General features: G+C 67.2%; 10 protein-coding genes. 1 reads left to right on the forward strand and 9 read right to left on the reverse strand.

Going from position 1 to position 15,545, the window contains the following annotated elements; all coding sequences use genetic code 11:
• Nucleotides 1-27 precede the first annotated feature (27 nt).
• A complete protein-coding gene (locus tag C9412_RS01325) occupies nucleotides 28-1,281 on the forward strand; it encodes a M12 family metallo-peptidase (protein ID WP_107229986.1) in 1,254 nt (417 codons plus the stop codon).
• 87 nt (nucleotides 1,282-1,368) lie between these two features.
• On the opposite strand, the gene lpxH is transcribed toward C9412_RS01325, so the two are convergent.
• The 9 genes from lpxH to C9412_RS01370 form a co-directional block, all read right to left on the reverse strand.
• Nucleotides 1,369-2,115: a UDP-2,3-diacylglucosamine diphosphatase gene (gene lpxH / locus C9412_RS01330; RefSeq protein WP_107229987.1), complete on the reverse strand. Its 747-nt coding sequence runs from the start codon at nucleotides 2,113-2,115 to the stop codon at nucleotides 1,369-1,371.
• Nucleotides 2,116-2,222: 107 nt separating this feature from the next.
• The gene (locus tag C9412_RS01335; protein WP_107229988.1) at nucleotides 2,223-2,762 is read right to left on the reverse strand and encodes a phosphatase PAP2 family protein; all 540 of its coding nucleotides are present in this window, start codon (nucleotides 2,760-2,762) and stop codon (nucleotides 2,223-2,225) included.
• Nucleotides 2,743-3,888: a glycosyltransferase family 1 protein gene (locus C9412_RS01340; protein ID WP_107229989.1), complete on the reverse strand. Its 1,146-nt coding sequence runs from the start codon at nucleotides 3,886-3,888 to the stop codon at nucleotides 2,743-2,745. The genes C9412_RS01335 and C9412_RS01340 overlap by 20 nt, the downstream gene beginning before the upstream one ends.
• Before the next feature lie 170 nt (nucleotides 3,889-4,058).
• A complete protein-coding gene (locus C9412_RS01345) occupies nucleotides 4,059-6,998 on the reverse strand; it encodes a TonB-dependent receptor (RefSeq protein WP_107229990.1) in 2,940 nt (979 codons plus the stop codon).
• A 317-nt stretch (nucleotides 6,999-7,315) separates the two neighbouring features.
• Entirely contained in the window at nucleotides 7,316-8,842 is a 1,527-nt protein-coding gene (gene ppx, locus C9412_RS01350; RefSeq protein WP_107229991.1) for an exopolyphosphatase, read from the reverse strand.
• A gap of 603 nt (nucleotides 8,843-9,445) precedes the next feature.
• The gene (gene ppk1 / locus C9412_RS01355; protein ID WP_107229992.1) at nucleotides 9,446-11,533 is read right to left on the reverse strand and encodes a polyphosphate kinase 1; all 2,088 of its coding nucleotides are present in this window, start codon (nucleotides 11,531-11,533) and stop codon (nucleotides 9,446-9,448) included.
• A 4-nt stretch (nucleotides 11,534-11,537) separates the two neighbouring features.
• On the reverse strand, nucleotides 11,538-12,869 hold the full coding sequence (gene phoR / locus C9412_RS01360) for a phosphate regulon sensor histidine kinase PhoR (RefSeq protein ID WP_107229993.1): 1,332 nt from the start codon (nucleotides 12,867-12,869) through the stop codon (nucleotides 11,538-11,540).
• Nucleotides 12,870-12,975: 106 nt separating this feature from the next.
• Complete coding sequence (gene phoB / locus C9412_RS01365) at nucleotides 12,976-13,665, reverse strand: phosphate regulon transcriptional regulator PhoB (RefSeq protein ID WP_005408258.1); 690 nt, start codon at nucleotides 13,663-13,665, stop codon at nucleotides 12,976-12,978.
• Between the two features lie 116 nt (nucleotides 13,666-13,781).
• A complete protein-coding gene (locus tag C9412_RS01370; RefSeq protein ID WP_181358768.1) occupies nucleotides 13,782-15,482 on the reverse strand; it encodes a M48 family metalloprotease in 1,701 nt (566 codons plus the stop codon).
• Nucleotides 15,483-15,545: the final 63 nt, after the last annotated feature.

Genomic DNA, 15,545 nt, shown 5'->3' on the forward strand with positions numbered 1-15,545 from the left:
TGTTCACATCATTCAAGGAGCGACGCAATGTTGTCCAGATCGATTGGCAAAGCGGCAGGTGGCCTGGTGTTGGGATTGTCGGTGGTAGCGGCCGCGCACGCGGCTCCCCTGTTCGAACCGGTGACGGTACTCAGTCGCGCCTCGGCGTCGAGCGAGCCCGCGCTGGGCAAGCTGCTGGCGGCCCCGTCCACGGCCACGGTGCAGGAAGTCCGCGTTGATGCGGCAGCCACTGCATCGACGCAGCTGGAATTCGAGCTGCTCGGCCAGCGCGTGCAGGCAGTGCGCAGCAAGCTCGAAGCGCTGCCCGACGGCGGCAGCATCTGGTATGGCCAGTTCCGTTCGCCTTCGGACAAGCTGACCGCCGCGACCTCCAACGGCCAGGACGATCCGGGCAATTCGCTGATCCTGGTGCGCTCGGGCAACACCCTCACCGGTTCGATCCGCAAGGACGGCAAGCTGTACCGGCTGCGCCCGCTGGGCAACCGCCATGTGCTGGTCGAGGTGGACGAATCGCGGATGCCGGCCGACCATCCGGCCGACTACAACCAGTTGCCGAAGATCCCGATGGGCGACAGCGACCGCATCGGCATCGCGCAGGCATCGTCGGGCACCCCGGCCACCATCCGAGTGCTGGTGGTGGCAACCAACGCGGCGGTGGCGGCCTATGGCGGCAACATGCAGTCGCTGGTGCAGCTGGCGGTGGCCGAGTCCAACCAGGGCTACACCAACAGCAACGTCGGCCTCACCCTGCAGCTGGCCGGCTACGAGACCACCAGCTACAGCGAGTCGGGCAGCTTCGATACCGACCTGGCGCGGTTCCGTGGCACCAGCGATGGCTACATGGACAGCATCCACACCAGCCGCAACACCACCACCGCCGACGTCGGCGTACTGCTGATCAACAACAGCGCCTATTGCGGCCTGGCCTCGGGTATCGGCTCGACGGCGTCGACCGCGTTCGCGGCGGTGTACTGGGACTGCGCGACCGGGTACTACTCCTTCGCGCACGAGATCGGCCACCTGCAGAGCGCGCGGCATGACATCGCCACCGATCCGAGCACCTCGCCCTATGCCTACGGCCATGGCTACCGCTATGAACCGTCCAGCGGCACCGGCTGGCGCACCATCATGGCCTACAACTGCACCCGCAGCTGCCCGCGCCTGAACTACTGGTCGAACCCGAACATCAGCCACAACGGCATCCCGATGGGCAATGCCAGTACCGCCGACAACCAGCGCGTGCTGGTCAACACCAAGCACACGATCGCCGCCTTCCGCTAAGCCCAGGCGCCGGCCAAGGTCGGCGTCTACCAGTGCGCGTGCACCTGCTCTGGTAGATGCCAACCTTGGTTGGCACCCTGCGATCCATCAGCCGCGCGCGAGGGTCTCCAGCGACCAGCCGCTGGCATCCACGCGCAGTACCGAGCCCTGTTCGTACCAGTCGCCCAGCACGATGCGGGTGCGGTCACGGCCGCCGGCCTGCAGCGCATGGATGGCGGGGCGGTGCGTATGGCCATGGATCATGGTGTCCACACCATGGCGCACGAAGGTGGCCTCGACCTCGGCCGGCGCCACGTCGGTCACGGTCTCGAACTGCGCGCGATCACCCTGCTTCATTTCCGACTGGCGGGCCTGGCTGGCCTCACGTGCCTTCTGTGCGAAGGCGATGCGAGCGGCCAGCGGCTGCGACAGGAACTGCGCCTGGAACGCCGGATCGCGGGTCTGCGCACGGAACTGCTGATAGGGGATGTCATCAGTGCACAGCAGATCGCCGTGCTGCAGCAGCACCGGGCGGCCGTACAGCTCGATCACGCACGGGTCGGGCAGGATGCGCAGGCCGGCACGGCGCGCATAGTCCTCGCCGAGCAGGAAGTCGCGGTTGCCACGGATGAAGTACACCGGCACGCCACTGTCGGACAGCACCTTCAACGCATCGGCCACCGCATCGGCGGCGGGCGAGGGCGTGTCGTCGCCGATCCAGGCTTCGAACAGGTCGCCGAGGATGTACAGCGCATCGGCGCCGGGCGCCTGCTCGCGCAGGAAGCGCAGGAACAGATCGGTGATCTCCGGACGGCTGGGGTCCAGGTGCAGGTCGGAAATGAACAACGTGGTCATGCCCGCATTCTAGGGCATCAACGATGACGGTAGCGCCGCAGGAATCGCCGGGGTCAGATCCCTGTTCCTTTGGAAAAGGGATCTGACCCCGAAGGCTACCCCGGGGGCTACACCGGCAGCGGCAACCAGGCCAGGCTCGCCGACGCCAGCCCGATGGCGATGCCGGTGGCGGCCAGCACATCGCTGGGGTAATGCAGCCCCAGGACCACGCGCGACAGGACCACGCCGCAGGTGAACGGCACCAGCAGGGGCGCCAGCCACGGGTAGTAGGCCAACGCGACGATGGTGAACGATACCGCGTGCAGCGTGTGTCCCGAGGGGAAGCTGAACTCGTCCAGCGGCGCCACCCAGGCGCGGATGCGCAGGTCTGCCGCATACGGGCGCGGGCGTCGGGTCCAACGCTTGAGGCCCTTGTACAGCAGCAGTGCGGCCAGCCCGGTGGCGGCCATGTGTACCGACGCACGCAGGCCGTCGAAGCCATCGATCAGCACCAGCGCACCCATCAGCACATACCAGAACACGCCATCGCCCAGCCGGCTGATTACCGCGAACAGGCGACGCACGCGGCGGCGCCGGCAATAGTGGTTGGCCCGCCGGCACAGGCGCGCTTCGCGGCCGGCCAGCAGTTCAAGCGGCGTGGTGCGCATGACCGCTCCTCCGCGACTGGGCCAGTTCGGCCAGCAGGGCATCGAACTCGGCCACCACCTGCTGGGGATGCAGCCGCTTCATCGCACGTGCGGCGTTGCTGCCGAGCTCGCGCCGTTGCGCATCATCACCCGCCAGCTGCACGGCGGCGTCGATGAACTGCTCATCGCTGTCCACCGCCGCGCCGTTCTCGCCGGTACGCAGGTATTCGCGTGCGGCACCGTAATCGAAGGCCACCGTCGCCACACCGCTGGCCATGCTTTCCAGGGTCACGTTGCCAAAGGTCTCGCTGCGGCTGGGGAACAGGAACAGGTCGCCGCTGGCGAAGTGCCGGGCCAGGGCATCGCCGCGCTGGATGCCACAGAAGATGAAGTCGGGGTTCTCATGCGCCAGCTTCTCGCGGGCGGGCCCATCGCCGACCCAGACGAAGCGTGCCTTCGGCCGGATCTGCTGCAGGCGGCGGAACGCCTTTACCGCAAGACCGAGATTCTTTTCGGCGGCAATGCGGCCCACATAGATGGCCACCAGGCCGTTGCCATCCACGCCCCATTCCTCGCGCAGCGCGGGATCACGCCGGGCCGGATCGAACTGCTGGCTGTCGACCGCACGGGCCAGCAGGCGCACCCGCTCGAAACCCTGTTCGCCGAGGAACTGCTGCAGTTCGCGGGTCGGCACCAGGGTGGCATCGGCCTGGTTATGGAAGCGCCGCATCCAGCGCATCGCCGCGGCCTGCAGCCAGGCTACGCCGTAATCGGGAAGGTATTCGTCGAAGCGCGTGTGGAAGCCGCTGGCAACCGGAATGCCCAGGCGGCGCGCGGTGCGCAGCGCCGACCAGCCCAGCGGGCCTTCGGTGGCAACGTAGACCGCATCCGGGCGTTGCTGCTGCCAGTGCCGACCGAGCCGGATCGGCGCCGGCAGGCCGAAGCGCAGGCCCGGGTAACGGGGCAGCGCCGCGCCCGGCACCAGCAGGGTGCCCGGCGCCGAATCGAGCGCTTCGCTGGCCTGGCGGGGGCGTACCAGGTCGATCTCGTGCCCGGCCGCGCGCAGTCCCTGTTCCAGCCCCTGCACGGTAAGGGCAACGCCGTTCACTTCCGGCGGATAGGTCTCGGTGACGATGGCATAGCGCATGGCGGGCCTCCGGGTTTCGGGCATGCTCGGGCCTGGCGATGTAGCCAACATGACCGTATTGCGACCGCTGGATGACGCCGCTGCCGGCCACCGTATGGACGGCGCCGGGCAAAAAAAACCACGGCCCCGAAGGGCCGTGGTCGTGGTGCATCACATCACAGCGCGATGGATCAGAAGCGCTGCTGGTACTTCATGTAGACGAAGCGACCGATGTCGTAGCCGCCGTAGTACGAGAAGGCCGAGTTCGGCTTGGTGTACATGATCGGGCCGGTCTTCTCGAACACGTTGTTGGCACCGACGGAGACGGTGGCATCCCACGGCAGCGAGTAACGGAACTGCACGTCGTGGAAGGTGACCGAACCACGCTCGTTGTAGTTGCGTGCACCCTTGTACCACGGGGCGTACACGCCCGGATCGGAGCACTCGTCCGGATAGGCGCGGATGTCCACGCACTGTTCCTTCACGCCGGAGTAGTAGCGCGCGGTCCAGCTGACGCCGAAGTTGCCCAGATCCCAGCCCAGCACCAGGTTCGAACGGACGCGGAAGTTGCTGCCGATGCCGTTGGAGACGGTCGGCACCACCGTGCTGTCGTTGGTCGAGCGGAACTCGCTCTTGCTGACATAGGTGGTGGCCCAGCCGGCGTTGAACTTGCCGACGCTGGTTTCCAGGCGGTAGTTCAGGTCCAGGTCGTAGCCTTCGGTTTCCATGAAGCCGGCATTGCGGCTGCCGAACTGCAGGGTATCGACGATGCCGGCGGTCGGGCCGGTCGACTTGTCACGGGTGAAGCGCTGGCAGCGTGCATCAATGCCCTGCTCGTAGCAGTCGATCAGGATCTGGGTCGGGCTGTCGGCAACGATGGTGTTGTCGATGCGGATCTTCCACCAGTCCAGCGAGGCGTTGAAGTTCTTGATGAAGCTCGGGCTCCAGACCAGGCCCAGCGTCTTGCTGGTCGAGGTTTCCGGGGTCAGGCTCGGGTTGGAGCCGGACACGAACGGCACCGGCGTCGCATCGACGGAGGTGGCGACCGGCTGGTTGCCCTGGCGCAGCTGACGGAAGGTTGCAGCGTTGGCGATGTCACGGGCGCAGCGTGCACGCACTTCGGCGCTGGTGCGCGAGGAGCCGAACTGCACGTCGCAGGGATCGCTGAACTGGGCGAAGGTCTGCGAGCCACCACCGTACAGATCGCTGATGGTCGGGGCGCGGAAGCCTTCAGCCCAGGTACCACGGACCAGCAGCTGGTCGAACGGCTTCCACTTGAAGCCGAACTTGCTGTTGAGCGTGTTGCCGAAGGTGTCGTAGTCGGAGAAGCGGGTAGCGCCGTTGAAGGTCAGTTCCTTCGCACCCGGCAGGTCGGCCAGCACCGGCACGTTGATTTCCAGGTACGCCTCGTTGACCTTGTAGCCGCCACCGGTCGGGCCTGCGGCCAGGTTGGTGGTGGCACCGGTCTGCGCCAGCGGATCCGGACGGTACTCACCGGTTTCCTTGCGGCTTTCCACGCCGAAGGCGAAGCCCAGGTCGCCGGCCGGCAGGGTCACGATGGAACCGGCGATGTTGGCGAAGAAGTTCTTGCTGGTGGTCTTGCCGGTGGTGACTTCCGGCGGGAACAGCCAGGCCTGCAGGTCGGCGTTGCCATCGATGCCGTTCGGATCGATCGTGCCGTACGGCACCAGCGGGTTCCACGGCTTGCACACGTCATAGGAGATCGGCGCGGCAGCGGTACCGCACTGGACCTTGCCGGTGGCTGCATTGTAGAACGACGGGCCGACGCCGCCGGCGACGCGGGCCTTGTGCAGGTTGCCGGTGGCGATGGTTTCCAGCTCGTTGCGGTTGTACTGGTAGCCCGCTTCCCAATCGAAGTAGCGGCTGCCGATCTCGAACGAACCGTCGAACGAAGCCACCGCGCGGTAGGTCTTCAGCTCGCTGGTGGTCACGCGCGGCACTTCCCAGGTGCGGCGGTTCCAGGCCACGGCGGTCGGGGTGGCGTAGCCGTGCTGGCGGCCGAACGGGTTGAAGTAGCTGTCGATCGACATCGAACCCACGCCGGCGGTGCTCGACTGCAGCGGGTAGCCGGCGATCTGGCGCACGGCCTTGCGCTTGTTGTAGCCCAGCTCGGTGCGGAAGTTGACGTTGTCGGTGATCTTGAAGCGGCCGTCGAAGTACACCGAATCACGCTTGAGCGGGAAGTTCAGGTGCATCTGGTCGTTGGCGTTGCTGACATCGCCGGTGAACGCAGACGGATCGGTGAGGTGGTAATTGGCCGGGTTGGTCGGATCGGCGCCACGGTTGAGCGAGTAGTTGCAGCCGCTGCTGATGGTGCAGCCCGGGCCACCCCGCAGGCCGGTGAACTGGCCCCACTGGCTGATGGTCGTCCAGTTGGTCAGGTTGTCGGCATGGCGGTCGGTCAGGCCGTAGGCGCTGAAGCCACGGTCCTTGGCCCATACGGCCTTTTCTTCGGCATGTTCGGCCGCGACGGTCAGCGAGATGCGGTCATTGCTCCAGCCCGCCACCACGTCGAAGCGGTCGCGCGCGCCGTCGCCCTGGCTGAACTGGCCGTGGTAGACGTTGGCGGTCACACCGGTGACATTGGAGCGGGTGATGATGTTGACCACGCCGGACATGGCATCGGAACCGTAGATGGCCGACGCGCCATCCTTCAGCACTTCGATGCGCTCCACCGCCGACACCGGAATCGTGGAGATGTCCTGGTAGCCGGAGGTGCTGATGCCCAGGCGCTTGCCGTTGATCAGCACCAGCGTGCGCTGGGTGCCCAGGTTGCGCATGTCGATGTACGAGCCACCCGCGTTCTCACCTGCGGTCAGCGCGTTGGCGCGGCTGATCGCCGGGCTGCCCATCGCGGTGACGTTCTGCAGGATGTCGGCGACCGAGCTGAAGCCCTGCTGCTCGATGGCGGTGCGGGTGATCGCGAACACCGGCTGCGCGGTCTCCACGTCCACCTGGCGGATGCGCGAACCGGTGATCTCGATGCGGTCGAGGTTGGTCGGGTTGGCGTTGCTGCCGTCCTGGGCAAAGGCGGGCAGGGCGGCCAGCGCTGCAGTGGTAGCCAGGGCGTAGCGGATGGCCTGCCCCAGTGCGGTGGTGCGTGAAGTCATGGCGAGCTCTCTCTCTCAGGTCGTGCAAAGGACGCCAAAGCGGGCGTCGAAGGAAGCCGGCATGGCCAATGACCGAGCCGGTGACCCGATAGTAGTCTCGTTGGTTAATGCTCTGTAAAGAGTTCGTATCCATTTATGTCGTGACGCACCCGACCTTTTCACGAAACGTGAACAAAAGCAGGCGGTTACGTGGGGTTCACGGAATCGGTCATGGCCTCGCCGTGCTGCGTGGCAGCACAAAAAACCGCCAGACTGCGCAAAGTGGGAGCGCGAAGCGCGTCACCTTGTCGCCCCGTGACCCGCACGGGGACGCGTATTCAGGCAACGAAGGGGCGGAACTGGATGCCCAGCCCGGCCAGGCCATCGTTCTCGCCGATCAGGTCGGCGCGCAGCAGCGGGCGGGCATCGATGAAGGCCTGCGGCACGATCAGCGACAGCCGGTTGTCGTCAGCGGTCAGCTCCAGTGCCGGCAGCGGATCGTTCTCATGGGCGCGGTTGAGCAGCACCGCCAGCCGCAGCAGGGCCGCCAGCCGGCGTGCGGTCAGCAGCAGGCGCTCGGGCAGGGCATCGAACGCGGTCTTGGGCACGCTGCGGCGATGGCTGCGCACCAGCGCGGCCAGCATCTGCTGCTCCTGCCGCGAGAAGCCGGCAATGTCCGAGTGCTCCAGCACATAGCTGCCATGCACGTGGTAGCCGCTGTGCGCGATCATCAGGCCCAGCTCGTGCAGGCGCGCGGCCCAGCCGAGCATGCGTGCGTCGTCGGCATCCAGGGCCCAGCGCTCCTGCACCTGCTCCAGCAACGACAGTGCGGTGTCCTGCACGCGGTCGGCCTGTACGGCGTCGATGCCATAGCGCTGGCTGAGCGCAGCCACCGACTCCTCGCGCAGGTCGTTGTCGCCGGCACGGCCGACGATGTCATAGAGGATGCCTTCGCGCATCGCCGCCTTGCTGACCAGCAGTTTCTGCAGGCCCAGCGCCTGGAAAGCGGCTTCCAGCACCAGGATGCCGCCGGCGATGATCGGGCGACGGTCGCTGGACAGGCCTGGCAACTGGATGTCGTCGATCTTCTTGGCTTTCAGCAGTTCGTCGCGCAGCTGCGGCAGCGCTTCAGCGGTGATCGCGCCCTTGCTCAGCTTCATCGTCGCGCAGATCTCGCTGATCGCCTTGTGCGTGCCCGACGAACCCAGCGCCTCCTGCCAGCCCAGCGCGCGGTACTTGCTGGCGAAGGGCTGGAACTCGCGGCCGATCTCGGCCAGCGCGTCCTTCCAGCGCTTGCGGCTGAGCTTGCCGCCCGGGAAGAAGCGACGCGTGCTGGCGATGCAGCCGGCCTGCAGGCTCTCGCGTTCCAGGGTCTGCATGCCCATGCCGATGATGAATTCGGTCGAGCCGCCGCCGATGTCGATCACCAGCCGGCGCTGGCCGGGCTTGGGTGGCTGCGCATGCGCCACGCCGAGGTAGATCAGGCGCGCTTCTTCGCGGCCGCTGACCACTTCGATGGCGTGCCCCAGCGCGGTCTCGGCCGGAACCAGGAACGATTGCGGCGAGCGCAGCTGGCGCACGGTGTTGGTGGCCAGCGCGCGTACCCGGTGCGGCGGCACATTGCGGATGCGCTGGCCGAAACGGGCCAGGCATTCCAACGCACGCTGCCGGGCCGCGGCGGAGAGCCCGCCCTTGCCGTCCAGGCCGTCGGCCATGCGCACCGTTTCGCGCAGGCGGTCGATCACCCGCAGCTGGCCGAGCGTGTAGCGCGCGATGACCATGTGGAAACTGTTGGAGCCAAGGTCGATGGCGGCCAGCAGGTCGCCATCCTGCAATGCGGGCGGAGTCGTGGTGGTATGCGGCATGGGCGAATGTTAGCCGAAGGCCGGGTCGCGGCGTCACCGCGCGGTCTTCACATTTTGTGGGAGGCGTACGGCAGGGATGCACCCTGCACCTGCTGAATCAACGTCAACGTCAAAGGCGGGCTGTCCGTGGGAGGGCGGGGTGGGTCCGGTTGCGGGGGACGCCGCAAGTACGTCCCTGTAGGCTTGGCCGCGGCATCCATGCCGCGGACACCCCCGCAACCGGACCCACCCCGCCTTCGACAGGCCCCGCGATCTGTCGGAACGGCGAGGGGTCAGATCCCGTCGCTGCGCAACGGGCTCTGACCCCGGTGTTGAATCGCTTTTGTAGAGTCGAGCCATGCTCGACTGCCTTTGCTGTTGGCAGGTGTCGACCTCGGTCGACACGGTAGATCCACGCCATGCGTGGATGAATCCCAACGTGCCGACCAACGGTCGGCACCTACCGGATCACAGACCCTGCATCAACGCCATGTGGGCCGAATGCGGCGCTTCGTCGTGTGCCGGGGACAGCTGTAGGTAGGTGTCGACCTTGGTCGACACGGTAGATCCACGCCATGCTTGGATGAGATCCAGCGTGCCGACCAACGGTCGGCACCTACCGGATCACAGACCCTGCATCAACGCCATCTGGGCCGAGTGCGGTGCCTCGTCATGGGCCGGGGCGCGCTTGTGGTACACGCCGTCGGCATCAAGCTCCCATGCGTTGAGGTTGTCGTCCAGATAGTTCTGCAGTACCTCGCGGTACACCCGCTTGGCCAGTTCCGGATCGAGGATCGGGAAGCAGGTCTCGACCCGGCGCAGCAGGTTGCGTTCCAGCCAGTCGGCGCTGGCGCAGTACATCTCCGGTGCGCCGTCATTGCCAAACCAGTAGACGCGGCTGTGCTCGAGGAAGCGGCCGACGATCGAACGCACGCGGATGGTGTCCGACACGCCCGGTACGCCCGGGCGCAGGGTGCAGGCGCCGCGGATGATCAGGTCGATCTGCACCCCGGCCTGCGAGGCGGCGTACAGCGCACGCACCACCTGCGGTTCGTTCAACGCGTTCATCTTGGCGATGATGCGAGCGGGCCGCCCGGCAGCGGCGATGCGCGTCTCGCGCTCGATGCGGCCGAGGATGCCGGTGTGCAGGGTGAAAGGCGACTGCAGCAGGCGCTTGAGCTTCATCTTCGAGGCCAGCCCGGACAGCTGCTGGAACAGCAGGTGCACGTCGTTGCCGATGTCCGCATCGGCGGTGATCAAGCTGATGTCGGTGTACGCGCGCGCGGTACCGCTGTGATAGTTGCCGGTGCCCAGGTGCACGTAGCGGCGCAGCTTGCGGCCCTCGCGGCGCACGATCAGCAGCATCTTGGCATGGGTCTTGTAGCCGACCACGCCATACACCACCTGCACGCCGGCTTCCTGCAACCGATCGGCCAGGCCCAGGTTGGCCTCTTCGTCGAAGCGCGCGCGCAGTTCGACCACCACGGTCACGTCCTTGCCGTTGCGCGCGGCCTGGATCAGCGCATCAACGATGAGCGAGTCCTTGCCGGTACGGTACAGGGTCTGCTTGATCGCCAGAACGTTGGGATCGATCGCCGCCTGCCGGATCAGGTCCAGCACCGCGCTGAAGGCATCGAACGGATGGTGCAGCAGCAGGTCCCGGCGCGCAGCGATCTCGAAGATGCCGTCGCTGTCGCGCAGGGTGCGCGGGGTCATCGGCGGATACTTCAGGTCAGGCTGCGCGATCAGGTCGTACAGCTGGATGATGCGGTTGAGGTTGACCGGGCCGTCGATGCGGTACACCGCGTTCTCGGTCAGGCCGAAGTTCTGCAGCAGGGTGCGCACGATCTCGCGCGGCATGTCATGGGCGATTTCCAGCCGCACCGCCGGCCGGTAGCCGCGGTCGACCAGTTCGTCGCGCAGCGCCAGCGCCAGGTTCTCCACTTCTTCCTCGTCCACCACCAGTTCGGAGTTGCGGGTGACGCGGAACTGGTAGGCGCCTTGGACTTCCATGCCCGGGAACAGCTCGTCGACGAAGGTGGACAGCACCGAGGACAGGAACACGAAGTTCTGCGAGCCCCCCAGCTTCTCCGGCAGCTGGATGATGCGCGGCAGCGAGCGCGGCGCGCGCACGATGGCCAGGTGGCCGGCACGGCCGAACGCGTCGGTACCCTTCAGCACCACCACGATGTTCAGCGACTTGTTGAGGATCTTCGGGAACGGATGCGCCGGGTCCAGGCCCAGCGGCGACAGCACCGGCATGATCTCGTTGCGGAAGTAGGCGCGCAGCCAGCGCTTCTGGCGGTCGCTCCAGGAATGGCGGCCGAGCACGCCGATGCCGGCGTCCATCAGCGCCGGGCGCAGCGTCTCGTTCCAGCAGCGGTACTGCTGGTCCACCAGTTCGGCGGCGCGTTCGTGGATGGCATTGAGGATGGCCTGCGGGCTCATCCCGTCCGGCGCCGGCGGCAGGCCGAATTCCTGCGCATGGCGCACGGCGGCGGCACGGATCTCGAAGAATTCATCCAGGTTGGTGCAGGAGATGCACATGAAGCGCAGGCGCTCCAGCAACGGCACCTGCGGGTCCATCGCCTGGGCCAGCACGCGGAAGTTGAAATCCAGCTGTGACAGCTCGCGGTTGATGTACAGCGCCGGGTCGCGCAACGGATCGTTGTCCGGGCTCACGGGGAGGGGGAGGGATCCGAGGCTGCTCATGGCGTCATTCTTCGATGGTGGTCAGGGGGGCGGACTCACGTGGGCGCACGTGGTCGGCATCGAAATGGCAGGAGAACACCGAGCCCTTGCCGACTTCGCTTTCGATCTCCAGCCGCGCATGGTGCAGGCCGAGGATGTGCTTGACGATCGACAGGCCCAGGCCGGTGCCGCCGCTCTCGCGCGAACGGCTGCTGGAAACACGGTAGAAGCGTTCGGTCAGGCGCGGCAGGTGGTTGGCCGGAATGCCATAGCCGGAGTCGCGCACCGCCAGCACCGCACCGTCGCCTTCGCGGCGGAACTCGACCGCGATGCGGCCGCCGGCCGGGGTGTAGCGCACGGCATTGGTGACCAGGTTGGAGAAGGCGCTGTGCAGCTCCTTGGTCGAGCCCTGCAGGTCGACACCGGCAAGATCGTCGATGCTGATCTGGTGGCGGCCCTGGCTGTGCGCTTCGGCCTCGCGGCGCAGCGTGGCCAGCATCGGCTGCATGGCCACGGTCTCCTCCTCGCTGTGTTCCTGCGATTCCAGCCGCGACAGGGTCAGCAGGTCTTCCACCAGCTGGGCCATGCGCTGGCTCTGCTTTCGCATCTCTTCCAGCATCGGTCCGGTGCCCGGGAAATCCTCCGGGTCCATCATGTCCAGGTAGCCGTGCACCACGGTGAGCGGCGTGCGCAGCTCATGTGAAACGTTGGCCACGAAGTCACGGCGCACCTGCTCCAGGCGCAGCAGCTTGCTGACATCGCGGGCGATCAGCAGCCAGTAGTCGGACGAATAGGGAATCAGGCGCAGGTTGAGGCGGATCGCCGGATCGACCGGCGAGGGCACGTCCAGGATCGGCTCGGCATTGCGGCCGCCGGCCAGCCAATGCGCCAGCGGCATCGGCTGCAGGCGTTCGACCAGCGCTTCGCCAAGGTCGCCGGGATGGTGCAGGCCGAGCAGGGCGGTGGCCGCTTCGTTGAACCACTGCACGCGCTGGCTGTTGCGGTCCAGCACCACCACCGCATCGGGCAGCGCGGCGGCAGCGGCGCGGTAGCTGCGCAGCATGTCCAGCAGGCGGCGCTTGCGCACGCGCATTTCCACCTGGTTGCGGTACAGCAGGCGGTCCAGCTCGTTCCAGACACCGGTGCCTTCTTCGGCGGTATCCCAGCGCTGGCGCGCGGTCAGCCGGCGCAACACGCTGCGCAGGCGCCAGTAATGCCAGGCCAGCGTGGCCAGTGCGCCCAGCGCGATGCACAACCACAGGTGGCCCGTGAACCATCCCACCAGTCCGGCGAACAGCAGTACCGCGGCAACGGTGGCCAGGGTCTTCAACCAGGCAGAGCGGATGTGGCGGGGCATTGCGATCTCGTCGTTGAGGTGCGGCGGTTCACTGGGGTGAACCGAGGGTTATAGCAGAGTTGCCGGCACCGGCACCCGCGGGTGCGCGGCGCCGGCACGACGAGACTCAGGTGGCAGTGGAGAAGCGGTAACCGGCGCCGCGCACGGTCTGCACCATGTTTTCGGCGTTGAACGGTTCCAGCGTCTTGCGCAGGCGGCGGATGTGCACATCGATGGTGCGCTCTTCCACATACACGCTGCCGCCCCACACATGGTCCAGCAGCTGGGCGCGGGTATAGACGCGCTCGGGGTGGGTCATGAAGAAGTGCAGCAGGCGGTATTCGGTCGGGCCGATCGGCACCGGCTGGTCGTTGGCGAACACGCGATGGGCAGCGCCGTCGATGCGGATCGGGCCGACCGCCACGCTGCCATCCTCATCGTCCTCGCGGGCACGACGCATGACCGCGCGGATGCGGGCCAGCAGTTCGCGCGCCGAGAACGGCTTGACCACGTAGTCGTCGACACCGGCTTCCAGGCCACCGACGCGGTCGTTCTCTTCGCCGCGGGCGGTCAGCATGATGATCGGCACTTCGCGGGTCAGTGTTTCCTTGCGCCAGCGACGGGCCAGGTCCAGGCCGCTGGTGCCGGGCAGCATCCAGTCCAGCAGGATCAGGTCGGGGACGCGGTCGGCGATCGCGGTCTGGGCCTCACGGGCATCGCCGGCGTGGACCGGTTCGTAATCGCCCTTGCGGAGGGCGAAGGCGACCATTTCACGGATCGCGGGCTCGTCGTCGACGATCAGGATGCGTTTCTGCACGAGGACACCGTAGGGCTCGGTTACTGGAGTGGTGCCAGTAGACTACGGTTTGATGACATGTTTGTGACTACCCGGCCGGAACCGGCCGCGATTGCCATCGGCCGGTCATGCGCGGCTCAGCGGCGGTCCAGATCCGGGTCCTGCACGCCCTGCCGGCGCAGTTCCAGCACGGTGGGGGTGATCGCCTCGATGCGCGCGTCCACCCGGGCGCGCCCGATGTAGTCCAGGGCCGGGTTGCGCTTGAGCGCCTGCAGCTGCATCAGCGCCTGCTCCGGGCGCCCGCTGAGGAAAGCGGCCTCGGCATAGGCCTCGCTGGCCCGCACGCTGTCACCGGCCAGCTCGCTGGCGCGGGCGTAGCGCTGCTGGAAGACCGGATCGTTACCACTTTGCGACAGCAACGGCCGCAGCATGGCCTGGGCGCGCTTGCCGGCGTCGGGGTTGCCCTGTTCGTTGAGGATCTCGGCATAGGTCAGCGCCACCGGGCGGCTGTTGGGGTGCTCGCGCAGCAGCTGCTCGAACCGGCTGTTGGCCTGCGCGGCCTGGCCCGCCCGCGATTCGGCCTCGCCCAGGCCCAGCGCCAGCCACAGGTTGCCCGGATGGTCCTGCAGCAGACCGGCCAGCGTCTGCCGGGCCTGGCCGGCGCCACTGCGGCCACCGCGCATCACCGCCAGGGCCTGGCCGTAGCGCTGTGCGTCGTTGAGGCCGTTCTTCTGGCGCTTGGCCAGGTCGGCATATTCGCGCTCCAGCTCGGGGGTCGAGTCGGCGCTGAGCACGCGCAGGCGCTCACGTGCCCAGTCGAAGTCGCCGCTGGCGCCACGGCTGAGCTGCCCCATCGGGACACGCAGCACACTGGCCGGCAGCAACGGGTTGTTGCCGCGCAACAGGGGTTCGGCCAGGCTGGGGTCGGCCGGGTCCACCCGTTCCCTGCGCTCGCCGGTCGGCGTTGTGGTGGTCAGCAGCACCGTGTCCTTCTTCATCTGCTCGGCGCGGGCCTTGGCCTCGCTGATGCGGGTGATGTTGACCGGGTGGGTGCGCAGGAAGTCCGGCACGCTGTAGCCGCCCTCGTTGCCGCGCATCGCCGCCGACATCCGCTCGAAGAAGCCGGCCATCGCATCCACGTCGTAGCCGCTGCGCGACAGGGTGCGGATGCCCAGGCGGTCGGCCTCGGACTCATTGGAGCGGGTGTAGTTGATCTGCCGCTGCTGCATCAGGCCCATGCCCGAGCTGATCGCGGCCATGGTGGCGTTGCCCGAGGAGCTGCTGTTGCTGGCCTGGGCGGCCACTACCGCCGCCAGCATGCCCAGCAGGATCGGGATCTGGTCGCGCTGGGCACGTTCGACCCCGCGCAGCACGTGCTGCTGGGTGACGTGGGCGATTTCGTGGGAAAGCACCGCGGCCACCTCGTCCTCGCGCTCGGCGGTCAGCACCAGGCCGGCGTTGACCCCGATGTAGCCGCCCAGGGTGGCGAAGGCGTTGATCTGGCGGTCCTTCATCACAAAGAAGGTGTAGGGCTGACGAGGCTGGTCGCTGTTGGAGCCGAGCCGGGTGCCCATGGTCTGCAGCCAGTCGTTGACCAGCGGATCGTCCAGCAGGTAACCGTAGTTGCGCAGCTCGCGCAGCATCATCGCGCCGTACTCGGCCTGGCGCGCCGGGGTCAGCAGCTCGCCGGCCGAGGAGCCGATGTCGGGCAGCTTCTCCTGGGCCCGGGCCAGCGGCATGGCCAGGGCCAGGGTGACGGCGGTAGTCAGCAGCAGGGCTCGCAAGCAGAAGGTCCTCGGGCGGGGCGCGCCCAGCGTGGCAGGGCAGGGGGCAACCATTCGTTAATCCACAGTGTTGCGGCCGTGGCGTGGAAATTCCAGCGCACCGGTACCATATGTAGA

This window comes from Stenotrophomonas sp. Nf1 (assembly GCF_003028475.1).
Classification (GTDB): domain Bacteria; phylum Pseudomonadota; class Gammaproteobacteria; order Xanthomonadales; family Xanthomonadaceae; genus Stenotrophomonas.